Genomic DNA, 13,842 nt, shown 5'->3' on the forward strand with positions numbered 1-13,842 from the left:
GTTTACATCGCGTCGCGGCGGGACGAAACCTGGGCCCTGAGCGCATCCGCCGTGTGCACCGGCAGCGAACACACATTGCCCCCGCAGACGAAGGCCGCGGGCGTACCGCTCGCCTTGCCATGAGCCGGATGCGACACCGGCAGGCCGCTCGCATCGCCCACCGGCAGCACCACGACCGTCGGATCGAACCCCGCCAGCGCGGCCCGATGCAGCGACGCGAACCGCGCATCGCCCCGATCGCCGACGATCACCACGCTGGTCGCCGCATCCAGCAGCGCCGCCGCGGCGAGCAGGGTCGGATAGGCGGCCAAAGCCCGCCGCTCGCCGGCATGGGCAGCGATCAGCGCTTCCGCGCGCGAGCGATAGTCCGCTCCGCCCGTCAGATGATACAGACATGCATAGCCTTCCGCCATCAGCCCGGCTCCGGCGGGTGTCGGCCCGTCGAACCCGCCGCGCGGCCGCATCCCGCAAGGCAGATCGCCCGAATCGTCGGCGGTGAGGAAAAACCCGCCGGCGCCGTCGCCGAATTTTTGCTCCGTTGCCGCCGCCAACGCCTCGGCCCGCGCCAGATACGCCGCTTCGCCGGTCGCCTGATACAGCGCCAAGGCCGCGCGCAGCATCGCCGCCTGATCGTCCAGCAGTCCAGCCGCCGAAATCCTGCCCCGCCGATACGCATGATCGACCCGGCCATCCGCCCGCCCCAGCAACGCCATCACCGCCCGGAACGCCGAAACCGCCGTTTCCAGCCAATCCGTCCGCCCGAACACCGCACTCGCCCGCACCAGCGCGGCGATCGCCAGCCCGTTCCAGTCGGCCAGTATCTTGTCGTCCCGGCCCGGCCGCACCCGCCGGTCCCGCACCACGCGCAACCGCGCGCGCAATTCCGCCAGCTTGCGCTCCGTCGCCGCATCCTCGGGATGCGTCGCGCGGGTCAGAATGATCTTCCCCTCCCAGTTGCCCTGTGCCGGACACGGATAATGCGCCTCGAAGGTTGAAAAATCGTTACCGAGAGCGTCGATCAGCTCCTGCCGGGTCCAGACATAGAATTTCCCTTCCTCGCCCTCGGAATCGGCATCCTCGGAGGCGGCGAACGCCACCGCCCCGCTCGGCGCCGGATCTTCCGAAGCCGGCATGTCGCGCAACAGCCATTCGACCGTCTCGGCGGCGCGCGCATGGAGCAAAAAATCCGGCTCGGCGGCATAGGCCAGCGCCAGCAGATCGAGCAGCAGCGCATTGTCGTAGAGCATTTTCTCGAAATGCGGCACAAGCCATTCCGCGTCGGTCGAATACCGCGAAAACCCGCCGCCGAGGTGGTCATAAATCCCGCCCTGGCCCATCCGCGCCAGCATCAGCGCGACCGCCGCTCCGGCCTCGTGCCGGCCGGTGCGGGCGTATTCGCCCCAGAGAAACCGGAAAATTGGCGGATTCGGGAATTTCGGCGCGCCTTTCAGCCCGCCATCCGTCCAATCGACCATGCCGATGAACCGCTCCGCCACCGCATCCAGATCGCCCGGCGTCAGCGGTCCGGCCGGTGCCGGCGCCGCCTGCGCCACGATCCGCCGCATCAGCGACTCCCCGCTCTGCTCCAGCCTGGCCCGGTCCTTCGCCCACGCATCGGCGACGCCCCTCAGCACCTGGCGGAACGACGGCCGGCCCCAGCGCGGCTCGGGCGGAAAATACGTCCCGCCATAGATCGGCGCGCCCTCCGGCGTCAGCACCATGGTCAGCGGCCAGCCGCCCTGCTCGCCCATCGCCTGCAGCGCCGCCATATAGATATGGTCGATATCCGGCCGTTCCTCGCGATCCACCTTGATGCTCACGTAATGCGCATTCATCAGCGCCGCTGTCTCGGCATCCTCGAAACTCTCATGCGCCATCACGTGGCACCAATGGCAGGCGGCGTAGCCGATCGAGAGCAAAATCGGCTTCTGCTCCGCCGCCGCGCGCGCCAGGGTTTCGGGTGTCCACATCCGCCAATCCACCGGATTGTCGGCGTGCTGCAGCAGATAGGGCGAGGTTGCGGCGGCGAGGGCGTTTCCGGTCATCGGGTCTGTGCGCTTCCAGGATCATGGTTCCATCGGTAGATAGCAGCCGACAGCAAAAGCGCGAGACCCCCGGATGACCGATCAGCCACCCTATTTCACCAACCACGTCTTCGTCTGCGGCAATCGCCGCCCGGACGACCACCCGCGCGGCTCCTGTGCTGCGAAAGGCTCGGAAAAACTGCGCGATTACATGAAAGCCCGCGCCAAGGAACTCGGCCTTGCCGGGGTTCGGATCAACGCCGCCGGCTGCCTCGACCGCTGCGAGCACGGCCCAACCATGGTCATCTATCCGCGCGGCACCTGGTATCGCATCCCCGATCGTGATGCGGTCGATCGCGTGCTGATCGAGGATATCCGCGACGGCAACCCCATCGCGGAGCTGATGCTGCCCGCCGAAATAGCCCAAGCCAAATGATCGGCATCATTTTTGCTCCCGCCAGCGGGATCGGTGGGGCGATTTCGCTCATCCGCATCAGCGGCGCGGGCACCGACGCGCTGATCGCGGCCCTCGCCGGCACTTTGCCGAAGCCGCGCCGCGCCGCGCTGCGCGATTTTCGCGCTCCCGACGGCACGGTACTCGATCGCGGGATTCTGCTCCGGTTTCCGGCGCCGAATTCCTATACCGGCGAGGATTACGCGGAACTCCATGTCCATGGCGGACGTGCCGTGCGGTCCGCCATCGCCAATGCGCTGGTCGCTCTCGGCGCGCGCCCCGCCGAAGCCGGCGAATTTTCCCGCCGCGCCTTCGGCAACGGCAAACTCGACCTGCTGGAAGCCGAGGGCATCGCCGATCTGATTGACGCCGAAACCGAGGCCCAGCGCCGTCTGGCGCTCGATCAGGCGGGCGGGGCGATGAGCCGCGCGATCGGCGCATGGCGCGAGGCGCTGGTCGGGCTGATGGCGCGCCAGGCTGCCCTGATCGACTTTTCCGACGAAGACCTGCCGTCCGAGGTCGAAGCCGCGATGCTCGCTGCCATCGCGACGCTGCGCGACGAGATCGTCGCTGCTCTGGGTGCCGGCACTGCCGCCGAACGGCTGCGCGAAGGCATCGACATCGTGGTGCTCGGCGCGCCCAACGTCGGCAAATCCACTCTGGTCAACGCGATCGCGGGCGAAGAGGTCGCCATCGTCTCGGAAACCCCCGGCACCACGCGCGATGCGATCGGCGTGCGCATCGATCTCGGCGGCGTGCCCGTGCGCCTTATCGATACCGCCGGGCTGCGCGAGTCCACCGACGCCATCGAGGCCGAAGGCGTGCGCCGCGCGCGCGCTCATGGCGCCCGCGCCGATTTTTTGCTTCTCATTTCTGCTCCGCCGGATTTTATGGCACCTGAAGCGCCGCCTGGTATCGAAACCTTGCTGGTCGCGACCAAATCCGATCTTCCTTTTGCGCCGCCTGACAATGCTTTGGCGGTCAGCGCGAAAACCGGCGCCGGCATGGCCACGCTGATCGAAATTCTGAAGGCGCGGGTTATGGATTTGACCGATCGCGGCGCCGGTCCGGCCTTGCCACGACCCCGGCAGATGACCTGTCTGCGCGACATGGTTGCGGCGCTCGATCGGGCGATGGCGGTCTCGGCGCCGGAACTGCGCGCCGAGGAATTGCAACTCGCCGCCAATGCCGTCGCTCGCCTGACCGGGGTGATTGGCGTGGAAGACGTGCTCGATCAGGTGTTTTCCAGCTTCTGCATCGGCAAATAATGCTATAGGCGGCGCCATGAGCGAGACGGAGCAAAACTTCGATGTGGTGGTGATCGGCGGCGGCCACGCCGGAACCGAGGCGGCGGCCGCGTCGGCGCGGATCGGCGCGCGCACCCTGCTACTGACCCACCGTCTCGACCGGATCGGCGAAATGTCGTGCAATCCGGCGATCGGCGGGATCGGCAAGGGCCATCTGGTGCGCGAGATCGACGCGCTGGATGGCATCATGGGCCGCGCCGCCGATGCCGCCTGCATCCATTTCAAGATGCTCAACCGCGCCAAGGGCCCGGCGGTGCGCGGCCCGCGCGCGCAGGCGGATCGGGCGCTGTATCGGGAAGCGGTTCAGGCGAGGCTGCGCGATCAACCCAATCTTTCGCTCCGCGAAGGCGAGGCGGCGGACCTGGAACTTGCCGCGGACGGATCGCTCGCGGCGGTGCTCACCGCCGATGGCGCACGAATCGCGTGCAGGACGGCGGTTCTGACCACGGGGACGTTCCTGCGCGGTCTTCTGCATTTCGGCGATCGCACCGAAGCCGGCGGCCGGGTGGGCGATGCGGCGTCGAACGCGCTGGCCGCGCGCTTGCTCGGGCTCGGATTGGCGCTGGGCCGGCTGAAAACCGGCACGCCGGCGCGATTGGACAAAAAATCGATCGACTGGGACTCGCTGCCCGAGGACAAGGGCGAGCACCCGCCGACGCCGTTCAGCCTGCTGACCGAGTGGATCGAAAACCGGCAGATTTCGTGCCGGATCACCGAAACCACCGCCGCGACCCACGCGATCATCCAGGCAAACCTGCACCGCTCGGCGGTGTATGGCGGCAGGATCGCAGGGATCGGGCCGCGCTATTGCCCCTCCATCGAGGACAAGGTGGTTCGCTTCGCCGACAAGTCCCGTCATCAGGTGTTCCTGGAGCCGGAGGGGTTGGACGACGACACGGTCTATCCGAACGGGATTTCGACAAGTTTGCCGGTCGAGGTGCAGGAAGCGTTCATCCGCACCATGCCGGGCCTGTCGCGCGCGGTGTTGCTCCGTCCCGGCTATGCGGTGGAATATGATTATATCGACCCGCGCGAACTGACCCATGATCTGGCGCTGAAGCGCGTGGCCGGCCTGTTTCTCGCCGGACAGATCAACGGCACCACCGGCTATGAGGAAGCCGGCGCGCAGGGGATCGTCGCCGGGATCAATGCCGCGCGGCGCGCGGGAGGCTCGGCACCGGTCACGGTCGGGCGGGCCGAAGGCTATATCGGCGTGCTGATCGACGATCTGGTGACGCGCGGCGTGACCGAACCATATCGGATGTTCACCTCGCGCGCCGAGCACCGGCTGAGTCTGCGGGCGGATAATGCCGATATCAGGCTGACGCCGCGCGGGATCGCTTGGGGCTGCGTCGGTCCGGCGCGGCGCAAGGCGTTCGAAGGCTTGCGGGCGGATATTGCGAGTGGCGCGGCAGGGGTGCGGGCGCGCGACATCGTCGAGGCGGACCGGCTCTATGCCGGGTATGTCGCGCGGCAGGCGGCGGAAATCCGCGCGCGCGAGAAGGATGATGCGGTGCTGATTCCGGGTGATTTCGATTATCGCGCGGTGGGCGGTTTGTCGACGGAGCTGCTGGCGCGGCTGGAGCGATTCCGACCCGCCTCGCTGGGGGTTGCGGGGCGGCTGGAGGGAATGACACCGGCGGCTTTGGGCGCGCTATTCGCGGCGCTGCGCAAGCCGCGCGCGCTCGCCGCGTGATGGCGATCGAGGCCGAAAAAAAGGTCCGGTTTGGTTCCTTTGTTTCACGTGAAACAAAGGAACCACTTCGATACTATTCGATATCGATCAAAAAATGGACCGAGCGGATCAACCTGATCGCCCGGAAGGATGCCAATGATGAGGCGATCTGGCAGCGGCATATCCTTGATTCTCTTCAGCTTTTGCCGCTGATTCCCAGTGACGTGGACTGCGCGGCCGATCTCGGTTCCGGGGCCGGGTTGCCGGGGCTGGTGCTCGCGATCGAACGGCCGGACATCCATGTGACGCTGATCGAGGCGGATCGGCGCAAGGCGGCGTTTCTGCAGACCATGGTGGCGGAACTGGGATTGAACGCTGCTGTGATCGCCGAGCGTATCGAAAAAGCGACGGTGGCGCCGGTAAAATTGGTCACGGCGCGGGCGCTGGCGCCGCTGCCGGCGTTGCTGGAGTATGCCCACCCGTTGCTTGCCGAAGGCGGGGTATGCCTGTTCCCGAAAGGGCGCGGGATGGAGACCGAATTGACCGCGGCGGTGCTGCAATGGCACATGAGGGTCGAGCGGTTTCCGAGTCAAACGGACGCGGACGCCACGATCCTCCGTATCAGTGAGTTGCGCCGTGCAGCCTAGTGTGGTTCTGAAATTCCTGCGGATGTGCGGCCGCGATTTTAGGAACTTCAGAACAAAAAACCACACTAGAATCATAGGATTACTAGTGTCCTCTCGATTTGGAAGTTCGTAACGTGACGGGTATTGGTGGTAACGAACTTCCAAATCGGAACACTAGGGTTATTGCGATTGCCAACCAGAAAGGCGGCGTCGGCAAGACGACGACCGCGATCAATCTCGCGACCGCCCTGGCCGCGACCGGCGAGCGGGTGTTGGTGATCGATATGGACCCGCAGGGCAACGCCAGTACTGGGTTCGGCATCGGCGCGGATGAGCGCGGGATGGGCAGCTACGCGCTGATGACCGGCGAGGCGGCGGCGGCATCGCTGGTTTTGCCGACCGAAGTGCCGGGCTTGCTGATCATTCCGGCGACCGAGGATCTGATCGGCGCGGATATCGAGTTTTCTCAGGTGGATTCGCGGGAACGGCTGGTCGAGCGCGCGCTGGCGGAGCCGGGGCTGGCCGGCCAGTTCGGCTATGTGTTTGTCGATTGCCCACCTGGCCTCGGGCTGCTTACACTGAATGCTCTGGTTGCGGCGTCTTCGGTGCTGATTCCGCTGCAATGCGAGTTTTTCGCGCTGGAAGGGATCAGCCAGTTGACCCGCACGATCGAGCTGGTGCGGCGCACGCTGAATCCGCGCCTTGCGCTGGAAGGGGTGGTGCTGACGATGTTCGACCGGCGAAACAATCTGGCGCAGGCGGTGGCGGAGGATGTGCGGGATTATTTCAAGCAGAGCGTGTTCGAGACCGCGATTCCGCGCAATATCCGGGTGACCGAATCGCCGAGCCACGGCAAGCCGGTGCTGCTGTATGATTTTCGCTCGCCGGGGGCGCAGGCTTATGTCAGCCTCGCGGCGGAATTTTTGCGCCGCCAGAACCAAGAGACAAAAGTATGAGCGTGAAGGAACAGCCGCGCCGGCTGGGCAAGGGACTCGTCGAATTGATGGGCAGCGCCGCGTCGGCGCTGACGCCGCACGCGATGCCCGCCGAAGGGGCGCGCACCGTGGCGATCGCGGCGCTGCATCCGGGGCCGTTCCAGCCGCGCCGGGCGATGGACGAGGCGGCACTTGAGGAATTGGCGGCGTCGCTGAAGTCGCGCGGGGTGTTGCAGCCGCTGCTGGTGCGGGGGCATCCGGCGAAACCGGGGCAATATCAGATCATCGCGGGCGAGCGGCGCTGGCGGGCGGCGCAGCGCGCCGGGCTGCACGAGGTTCCGGTGCTGGTGCGCGAGCTGTCCGACACGGACGCGATGGCGGCCGGGCTGGTCGAGAATTTGCAGCGTCAGGATCTCGATCCGATCGAGGAAGCAGAAGGGTATCAGCGGCTGCTGGACGAATTCGGAATGATCCAGGAGGATCTGGCGGTGGCGGTGGCGAAATCCCGCCCGCATATCACCAACATGCTGCGGTTGCTGAATTTACCGCGCAGCGTGCAGACGGCGCTGCAATCGGGCGAGCTGAGCTCGGGCCATGCGCGCGCGTTGATGCAGCACCCGGACCCGGAAGCCGGCGCGCGGGCGATCCTGGCGAACCGATTGACGGTGCGGCAGGCGGAATTGCTGGCGCAGACCGCGCTGACGCCGAAGCCGCCGCCAGCGCGGGCGCGCTATGAAACCGATGTGGAAACCCGTGCCCTGGAGCGGGATTTGTCGGAGCGGCTGGGGCTGCGGGTGCGGATTTCGTTCAACGGAAAGGGCGGCTCGGTCAGTCTGGCCTATGAGGGTCTCGATCAGCTGGACGGAATTCTGGCGCTGCTGAACGGGCGGCAATAGGCGCGGGTTCAGGTTTTGTCAGCAATCGGCTTCATCATTTCCAGTCCATGTGGCGCGAAGCCAGCATCGGCATAAAAACGTTGGGCGTTGGGATTCTCCGCCAATACGTACAGCATAAGACGGTGAACGCCCCGAGCCGCGGCAATACGCTCCGCCTCGACCATAAGAGCTTTTCCGACCCCGGAACCACGCATGGCTTCCTGGATGAATAGGCTGGAAATATAACCATACGATCGCACGTCATCTCGGATAAAAACATCGTCTTCTTCGAATAGGAGGAAGAGATGACCGACGACTCGTCCATCGAGTTCCACAACCAGCGCGCTGCCGCCCTTTGCGGCAATATTTCTCCAGGCGCCCTCCAAAGACTCCAATGCGCCCTGATGATCAGACCGTCGATCGTCCGAGATCGCGTGTTCATATCGATTCAAACCCAGAAACTGCGACAACAGGGCATCATGATCGTCTGGAGCGGCGGGGCGAATGAGGAGGGACATGGCTTCAAATAAGATGACAGACGGTTCAGGCCGAGGGTATGAGCGTTACGTTGGCGCGGAGCCAGTCGGCCAATCGCCCGAACTCGAACGTGTCGGCCTGATAAAGACCGATGATGAATGCATTGTCCGTCATTCGGTCAATTTCTTGTAAAGCGGCCCGAATTTTCCGTGGCTCGCCTGATAAGCGGCCATGATATCGGCGCGGGGTCTACCCTGCTTGCGCTTTTCGATCAGATCGCGGGTTTGGGATGTCACGGGGGTCAGAGTTTGGCGAGGTGGTCGGCGAGGGTTCGGCGAAGGTCGTCCGGTGCGGTGCGGGCGATGGCGTCGCCGAGTTCGGCGATGCGGCGGCGCAGATCATAGAGCTGGTCGAGCAGCGAGAGAACGACGGGGAGCGCGTCCTCGTTGACCTGAAGATCGTCGCGCAATTCACGGATCAGGCGGACCCGCGCGACATCGATGTCGCGGAAGACGTAGTGCCCGGCATCGCGGTCGGGCCGGACCCATTGATTGCCGATCCAGCGTTCGATGTCCTGCCGGTGCAGGCCGGGAAGCCGGGTGATGAGAACCTCGATGGTGATCATGGGCCTGGCTCCATCGCCGCGCGCGGATTGGCGGGGTGTTCGGGCTTCCAGTCGCGCAGAAAGGCTTCGAGCGCGGCGTCGGGCTGGCCCACGACGACGCGCAGCGTGGCGTAGAGATCGCCCTCGCTTTGGCCGGCATGGGCGGGAACGCCACGGCCGCGCAGGCGAAGCTCGGTGCCGGTATCCGAATGGGGCGGCACGCGCATCCGCACCTTGCCGCCGGGGGTGGGGATTTCGACCGGACCGCCGAGCACGGCTTCGGCGAGAGTGACCGGCAGGTCGAGCCGGATATCGTTGCCGTCGCGCCGGAAGATCGGGTGCGGGGCGATGTGGATTTCGATCAGCGCGTCGCCCGAGGGACCGCCGTTCCAGCCGGCGGTACCCTGGCCGCGCAGGCGAAGGATCTGGCCGTCCTCGGTGCCGGGCGGGATGCGGACGTCGAGGGTGCGGCCATCCGGCAGGGTGAGGCGGGTGGTGGCGCCGTTGACCGCATCGAGAAAGCCGGTGGGCAGGGTGTAGCGCTCGTCCTGGCCGCGAAGAGGACTATCGGTGCGAGGCCGGGCGCCGGCGCCGAACATGGTGCCGAAGATGGATTCGATGTCTTCGGCGCTCCAGGCGGTTTGTTGCGGGCCGGACGGGCCGTAGCGGCGGCCGGGTTCGGCCTCGGCGTAGTCGCGGTATGAGGGATGCTGAGGACGTTCCTGGCCCTGGGCGTCGATTTCGCCACGATCGAAGCGGGCGCGCTTTTCGGGATCGGAGAGGATTTCGTTGGCGGCGGTGACGGCTTTGAACCGGGCCTCGGCCTGGGCGTTGCCGGGGTTGAGGTCGGGGTGGTGCGCCTTGGCGAGCTTGCGGAAGGCACGGCGGATATCGTCCTGGCTGGCATCGCGCGCGACGCCGAGAGTTTGGTAGGGATCGTCCACGGTTGCTCCTCATCGGTTCGCGACGCGCCGATGGATGTAATCATGGCTAAGCGGTGGTGTCACGGGGTGGAGCTGGTGATTGATTTAGAGCGTGATCGGTTCAAGCCGATCACGCTCTACTCATATTTTGGCGAGCAAGTTGGCCGGTTTTGATCGAACCCCATGGTTCAATCAAAACCTACCCTGCTCTAGCCGCGGCGCGTGCCTTCGATCGCTCCGGTGCGGTGACCGTGGACGTGTGGACGCCATGATTATATATGCATATGCAGGGAGACGCGATGATCGTCAGCGATTCCGATGATGCGCCGTGGGTGTCGATTCCCGCCTCGGATAGGCGGATGATCGGCGGGGTGGATATCCGCGATGTCGCTGGATGCACCTGTTTGCGGCTGCGCCGCGCGGGCCGAATGGCGACACAGATTTTCGACGCCCATCTTCAGCCGGTTGGGCTGACGGTCGGCCAGTTCGGCGTCATGGCGCAGGTTTACGGCTGTTCGCTGTGGCGCCCGCCGATGACCATGAAGGAGCTGTCGACCATCGTCGGCATGGACCCGACAACCCTCAACCGAACGTTGAAGCCGCTTGAGGCCCAGGACCTTGTCCGCATCGAGCCGGATCGCCGCGACCGTCGCGCACGGTGTATCCGCTTGACGATGTCCGGGCGAGACCGTCTTGCCCAGGCCATGCCGTTATGGCGAGCGGCCGATGACGAGCTGCACCGGACGGTGGGCGCCGAGGCCACTCTGGCGCTGAGCGGCCTGCTCAGTCTGGCGGGCGAAAAGCTGCGCAAGCCCGAATAAAATAATAGTTCTGGACGGGGGAACTGGCCCAGGCTATTAGCTGCATATACAGCTTTTTAGGGGCTGCATGCCGTCTGGCTGAATCAGCCATCGGTACTGGCTCCGGCGGATCAACGCGCAACGAGAGACGGATGCCGGGTGGCCCAGGCGTTCGCCGCGGGCAAGGAGGGCGGGCATGCTGGTGAAAAACATCTTCCTGATCGACATGGCGCTGGGCTATCTCGCCTGGGCGTTGTGCATCGCGACTTACGTCTGGCCGCGGCTGCGGGCGATGGATCGGGTCGAGGCGCAGCGCGCTATCGCCACGCTGCACAGTTTCCGTTTCTTCGGCCTGGTCTTTCTGCTGCCCGGATTCGTCGGGCCGAACCTGCCGGCGGCCTTCGCGACGCCGGCGGCTTACGGCGATTTCGCCACCGCGCTGCTCGCAATCCTCGCGCTGCTGACGGTGCGCGTGCGCTTCCTGTTCTGGCCGCTGGTCTGGGCGTTCAATCTGGTCGGCCTCGCCGACCTCATTATGGCCACGGTGCACGCGATCGGCCTGGATCTGCCGTCAGTGGCCGGCCAGCTCGGGGCGGGTTACGCGATCCTCATTCTCTACGTACCTGCGCTTTTCTGGACGCACCTCCTCGCGTTCTGGCTGCTGCTGCGACCCGCGCGCGCGCCGAGGTTGATCGCCGCGACTGAATAACCGAGAACGGTGTGACGGGCGGGCTGAAACTGACCCGGTCGGTTTGGATCTGACCCACTGCTAATTTTTCTGCAAGCGGCACATGAAATCGTATGATATGCCGTTTTTGGCTGGGTTCCTGACCTTCTGAGGATGCACGGGACAGTCGCGATACCCGCTCTTGCGAAGAATTATGTCCGCCAAAAGCTCGCGTGATTCCTGCATGACGGTGTCTGTCATGGAAAAGGTTTGTCTGGTGCCATTGACGTATATCCGGGCGCCGCTCGGGATTGATTCGAGCCGGATCAATTCAGGGGGAGACGGTTCGAGGGAACACTTGATGCACAGCAGCAATGTGAACCATCCTCTATCGACTGTTTTCCTATATATTCCCGGAGTCGCTTGCGCATTCAGGGCCTCAACGTAGGTCTTCGTTGAATGCTGATGCGCGAGACTCGTGAACGGGCGGTAAAAGCGTCCATTGCGCTCAAGTACGAGTGGAATCACTCGGTTGCGAGTCATTCCCTTTTCCGTGGCCATCGTGAAATCGGTGAGGGCCGCAAATGGCGCGGCTGGGAGCGACAGATGATATACGCCTTCGCGTGGCGAGATCGTCGTCTTGGCGTGGATAAGTTTCTTGAGAAGAACAGCGTGCCCCCGGAGATGGAGATCAAGCTTGGGGTCGTACGGGAACATGGTTAGATCGAGAGATTCCGTCTGGATCACAAGTTTTTCGGAGCGGCCCGGAGTGATGTCGATTTTGTAGATTGGCCTTTCGACGAGTTGCGGAATCCCGATATCTATGTGCAGCGCCTTCGTATTGCGTCGTATGACGAATTCCGACGGTAACAGCGCGCGAAGCTTGCCGCCGACATAGATCATCGGAAGCGGCAGATGCCCTTCATTCTGAAGAAAAGCAGCGAGTTTCCGTTGCCTTGCGAATCCGGTCCAATCGAGATTGATCGATAGCGTCAAGGGTGTTTCCGCCGCACGCGCGGGTGGCAATAGTGCGAGAGCGACGCAGACCGCAAATACAAAATTACGCATTGTCTTCTTTTGGGGTGACAATTTTCTTGCGGTTGTCAATAAAGATCGTGGAAATAAAGAAGGCAACAAAAATTGCGGCGATGATGAGAGTCAACGCCTGAAAATAATAGTCATGCAAATGTCGATAATCAAATGCACCACCCACCAACTGAGCGGCAATTTCCAAATGACCGAAATATGCATAGAACAATGACACACCACTGGAAAGGGAGAAGAGAAGAAGTGTTAAATACTGAAGGCAACGTATACAACCGGAAGTTGCCAGTCTGTCCTTGGCAAAATATCCAACGAGCGCGAAGAGCGCTAGGTCGAGCGTGACCATGAAGTCGATTAGATGTTCGAAAACGCCCGGTACCATTACCTGAAAGTCGCCACCGGTAACATCGGCGCGGGCAGGAAAGACAAAGACAAGGGAAAGCAGAGCGATGCCGATAATAACGGATACCAAACGCTCTGGCCGGGGGTGCATCTAGGTGATGTAACTCCGTTGTTCGCCTATTGTGAATCCGGGCAGGCCAAAAAGGAGGCTGGACGTTTCGAAAACGAAAATCCAGATTCGATGCGGAGTCAAGCGCATTTTTCCGATTCGGACATTTCTCATCATTGAAAATAGAACGATACTCGAATCATTACTCGAAGGTCACCACAAAGGGATATTTCGGGGATTATGAATGAACCCCGCACTGTCGCCTTTATAGTTCGATGATGATGCCGCACGGGTTCGCGCGCTCCGCCTCGACTCTTCCCGCCTCAACTCTTCCGCATCACCGCGAAGGCGAAGTTTGGGCCGGCGCCGCGATACAGTGCCTGGTCGACCCACAGCATGGCGAGGGGTTCGAGCAGGCGGGCGATGCGGAGCGGGCCGGCGTCGATCGGCTCGAAGCCGAGGTCTCGGGCCAAGGTCATGACCGACGGTTTACGGTCCGCGTCGTCGCCGGCGACGAACATCGCGGGCGCGGTTCCGTAGCCGGAGAGATCCGCCATGTTGGCGGCGCCGGTGGTGTTGAACGCCTTGAACACCGAGGCGCCCTTCGCCCACTGGGCGACCAGCTCGCCGCCGGAGCGGTCATGGCCCAGGGCGAGGCGGAGTCCCTCCGCGGTCATTTCGAGCGGGTTGGTGCAGTCGATGACGATCCGGCCGGACAGATCGCCGAGATCGCGGATCGCGGCCTCGGTCGCTGGCCAGGGGGTGGCGAGCACGACCGCCGCGGCGCTCGCCGCCGCCTCGGCGGGCGTTGCGAGGCGATTCGCCGGCAGGTCGCGGTATTTCGGATCGGCCGGCGCGCGCACGCCGAAGCGCACGTCGTGGCGGCGCTTCAGCCATCCGTTGCCCAGGGCGGCGCCGACATTGCCCGCGCCGATGATCGCGATCCGCATGGTTCCGCTCCTTCGCCTGTCGCGGCGCCG

17 protein-coding genes are annotated in these 13,842 nt (G+C 64.0%); 9 read left to right on the forward strand and 8 right to left on the reverse strand.

Annotated features, from left to right (window positions below; translation table 11 throughout):
• Positions 1-2: 2 nt before the first annotated feature.
• Complete coding sequence (locus tag L2A60_RS06580; RefSeq protein ID WP_235703579.1) at positions 3-2,045, reverse strand: thioredoxin domain-containing protein; 2,043 nt, start codon at positions 2,043-2,045, stop codon at positions 3-5.
• Between the two features lie 73 nt (positions 2,046-2,118).
• Between L2A60_RS06580 and L2A60_RS06585 the strand changes: the two genes are divergently transcribed.
• The 6 genes from L2A60_RS06585 (at position 2,119) to L2A60_RS06610 (ending at position 7,917) form a co-directional block, all read left to right on the forward strand.
• A complete protein-coding gene (locus L2A60_RS06585; RefSeq protein ID WP_235703580.1) occupies positions 2,119-2,460 on the forward strand; it encodes a (2Fe-2S) ferredoxin domain-containing protein in 342 nt (113 codons plus the stop codon).
• The gene (gene mnmE / locus L2A60_RS06590; RefSeq protein ID WP_235703581.1) at positions 2,457-3,746 is read left to right on the forward strand and encodes a tRNA uridine-5-carboxymethylaminomethyl(34) synthesis GTPase MnmE; all 1,290 of its coding nucleotides are present in this window, start codon (positions 2,457-2,459) and stop codon (positions 3,744-3,746) included. Before L2A60_RS06585 ends, mnmE begins: the two co-directional genes overlap by 4 nt.
• 16 nt (positions 3,747-3,762) lie before the next feature.
• On the forward strand, positions 3,763-5,481 hold the full coding sequence (mnmG, locus tag L2A60_RS06595; RefSeq protein ID WP_235703582.1) for a tRNA uridine-5-carboxymethylaminomethyl(34) synthesis enzyme MnmG: 1,719 nt from the start codon (positions 3,763-3,765) through the stop codon (positions 5,479-5,481).
• Positions 5,481-6,107, forward strand: a complete 627-nt coding sequence (rsmG, locus tag L2A60_RS06600) for a 16S rRNA (guanine(527)-N(7))-methyltransferase RsmG (RefSeq protein WP_235703583.1) — start codon at positions 5,481-5,483, stop codon at positions 6,105-6,107. Before mnmG ends, rsmG begins: the two co-directional genes overlap by 1 nt.
• Positions 6,108-6,220: 113 nt before the next feature.
• Positions 6,221-7,042 (forward strand): ParA family protein, encoded by an 822-nt coding sequence (locus L2A60_RS06605; protein ID WP_316044769.1) that lies wholly within the window; start codon positions 6,221-6,223, stop codon positions 7,040-7,042.
• Complete coding sequence (locus tag L2A60_RS06610; protein ID WP_235703584.1) at positions 7,039-7,917, forward strand: ParB/RepB/Spo0J family partition protein; 879 nt, start codon at positions 7,039-7,041, stop codon at positions 7,915-7,917. The genes L2A60_RS06605 and L2A60_RS06610 overlap by 4 nt, the downstream gene beginning before the upstream one ends.
• 8 nt (positions 7,918-7,925) lie before the next feature.
• Here the strand turns inward: L2A60_RS06610 and L2A60_RS06615 are convergent, their stop codons facing one another.
• From L2A60_RS06615 to L2A60_RS06625, 4 genes are all read right to left on the reverse strand, one after another.
• Complete coding sequence (locus L2A60_RS06615; RefSeq protein WP_235703585.1) at positions 7,926-8,414, reverse strand: GNAT family N-acetyltransferase; 489 nt, start codon at positions 8,412-8,414, stop codon at positions 7,926-7,928.
• A gap of 129 nt (positions 8,415-8,543) precedes the next feature.
• The gene (locus L2A60_RS20565) at positions 8,544-8,669 is read right to left on the reverse strand and encodes a hypothetical protein (protein ID WP_268920160.1); all 126 of its coding nucleotides are present in this window, start codon (positions 8,667-8,669) and stop codon (positions 8,544-8,546) included.
• Between the two features lie 5 nt (positions 8,670-8,674).
• Positions 8,675-8,998, reverse strand: coding sequence for a chaperone modulator CbpM (locus L2A60_RS06620; protein ID WP_235703586.1), 324 nt, complete (start codon positions 8,996-8,998; stop codon positions 8,675-8,677).
• Entirely contained in the window at positions 8,995-9,921 is a 927-nt protein-coding gene (locus L2A60_RS06625; RefSeq protein WP_235703587.1) for a DnaJ C-terminal domain-containing protein, read from the reverse strand. The genes L2A60_RS06620 and L2A60_RS06625 overlap by 4 nt, the downstream gene beginning before the upstream one ends.
• A gap of 278 nt (positions 9,922-10,199) precedes the next feature.
• On the opposite strand from L2A60_RS06625, the gene L2A60_RS06630 reads away from it, so the two are divergent.
• Both L2A60_RS06630 and L2A60_RS06635 read left to right on the forward strand, forming a co-directional pair.
• Positions 10,200-10,721, forward strand: a complete 522-nt coding sequence (locus L2A60_RS06630) for a MarR family winged helix-turn-helix transcriptional regulator (protein WP_235703588.1) — start codon at positions 10,200-10,202, stop codon at positions 10,719-10,721.
• Positions 10,722-10,896: 175 nt separating this feature from the next.
• The gene (locus L2A60_RS06635; RefSeq protein WP_235703589.1) at positions 10,897-11,409 is read left to right on the forward strand and encodes a hypothetical protein; all 513 of its coding nucleotides are present in this window, start codon (positions 10,897-10,899) and stop codon (positions 11,407-11,409) included.
• Between the two features lie 60 nt (positions 11,410-11,469).
• Here L2A60_RS06635 and L2A60_RS06640 read toward each other — a convergent pair whose 3' ends face one another.
• Positions 11,470-12,363 (reverse strand): hypothetical protein, encoded by an 894-nt coding sequence (locus tag L2A60_RS06640; protein ID WP_235703590.1) that lies wholly within the window; start codon positions 12,361-12,363, stop codon positions 11,470-11,472.
• Positions 12,364-12,427: 64 nt separating this feature from the next.
• Positions 12,428-12,757: a hypothetical protein gene (locus tag L2A60_RS06645; RefSeq protein ID WP_235703591.1), complete on the reverse strand. Its 330-nt coding sequence runs from the start codon at positions 12,755-12,757 to the stop codon at positions 12,428-12,430.
• A 12-nt stretch (positions 12,758-12,769) separates the two neighbouring features.
• Here L2A60_RS06645 and L2A60_RS06650 point away from each other — a divergent pair, with 12 nt between their 5' ends.
• Positions 12,770-13,042, forward strand: a complete 273-nt coding sequence (locus L2A60_RS06650) for a hypothetical protein (protein ID WP_235703592.1) — start codon at positions 12,770-12,772, stop codon at positions 13,040-13,042.
• Between the two features lie 143 nt (positions 13,043-13,185).
• Here the strand turns inward: L2A60_RS06650 and L2A60_RS06655 are convergent, their stop codons facing one another.
• Positions 13,186-13,812 carry an NADPH-dependent F420 reductase gene (locus L2A60_RS06655; protein ID WP_235703593.1) on the reverse strand — a complete coding sequence of 209 codons (627 nt, stop codon included), beginning with the start codon at positions 13,810-13,812 and terminating at the stop codon, positions 13,186-13,188.
• Positions 13,813-13,842 lie beyond the last annotated feature (30 nt).

It is taken from the genome of Acidiphilium iwatense (genome assembly GCF_021556475.1).
Taxonomy (GTDB): domain Bacteria; phylum Pseudomonadota; class Alphaproteobacteria; order Acetobacterales; family Acetobacteraceae; genus Acidiphilium; species Acidiphilium iwatense.

Excerpts from the sequence above, each read along its gene's own strand:
- L2A60_RS06580 (WP_235703579.1), bottom strand. The coding sequence starts at position 2,045 with ATGACCGGAAACGCCCTCGCCGCCGCAACCTCGCCCTATCTGCTGCAG.
- L2A60_RS06585 (WP_235703580.1), top strand. The coding sequence starts at position 2,119 with ATGACCGATCAGCCACCCTATTTCACCAACCACGTCTTCGTCTGCGGC.
- mnmE (WP_235703581.1), top strand. The coding sequence starts at position 2,457 with ATGATCGGCATCATTTTTGCTCCCGCCAGCGGGATCGGTGGGGCGATT.
- mnmG (WP_235703582.1), top strand. The coding sequence starts at position 3,763 with ATGAGCGAGACGGAGCAAAACTTCGATGTGGTGGTGATCGGCGGCGGC.
- rsmG (WP_235703583.1), top strand. The coding sequence starts at position 5,481 with ATGGCGATCGAGGCCGAAAAAAAGGTCCGGTTTGGTTCCTTTGTTTCA.
- L2A60_RS06610 (WP_235703584.1), top strand. The coding sequence starts at position 7,039 with ATGAGCGTGAAGGAACAGCCGCGCCGGCTGGGCAAGGGACTCGTCGAA.
- L2A60_RS06615 (WP_235703585.1), bottom strand. The coding sequence starts at position 8,414 with ATGTCCCTCCTCATTCGCCCCGCCGCTCCAGACGATCATGATGCCCTG.
- L2A60_RS06620 (WP_235703586.1), bottom strand. The coding sequence starts at position 8,998 with ATGATCACCATCGAGGTTCTCATCACCCGGCTTCCCGGCCTGCACCGG.
- L2A60_RS06630 (WP_235703588.1), top strand. The coding sequence starts at position 10,200 with ATGATCGTCAGCGATTCCGATGATGCGCCGTGGGTGTCGATTCCCGCC.
- L2A60_RS06635 (WP_235703589.1), top strand. The coding sequence starts at position 10,897 with ATGCTGGTGAAAAACATCTTCCTGATCGACATGGCGCTGGGCTATCTC.
- L2A60_RS06645 (WP_235703591.1), bottom strand. The coding sequence starts at position 12,757 with ATGGTCACGCTCGACCTAGCGCTCTTCGCGCTCGTTGGATATTTTGCC.
- L2A60_RS06650 (WP_235703592.1), top strand. The coding sequence starts at position 12,770 with ATGTTCGAAAACGCCCGGTACCATTACCTGAAAGTCGCCACCGGTAAC.
- L2A60_RS06655 (WP_235703593.1), bottom strand. The coding sequence starts at position 13,812 with ATGCGGATCGCGATCATCGGCGCGGGCAATGTCGGCGCCGCCCTGGGC.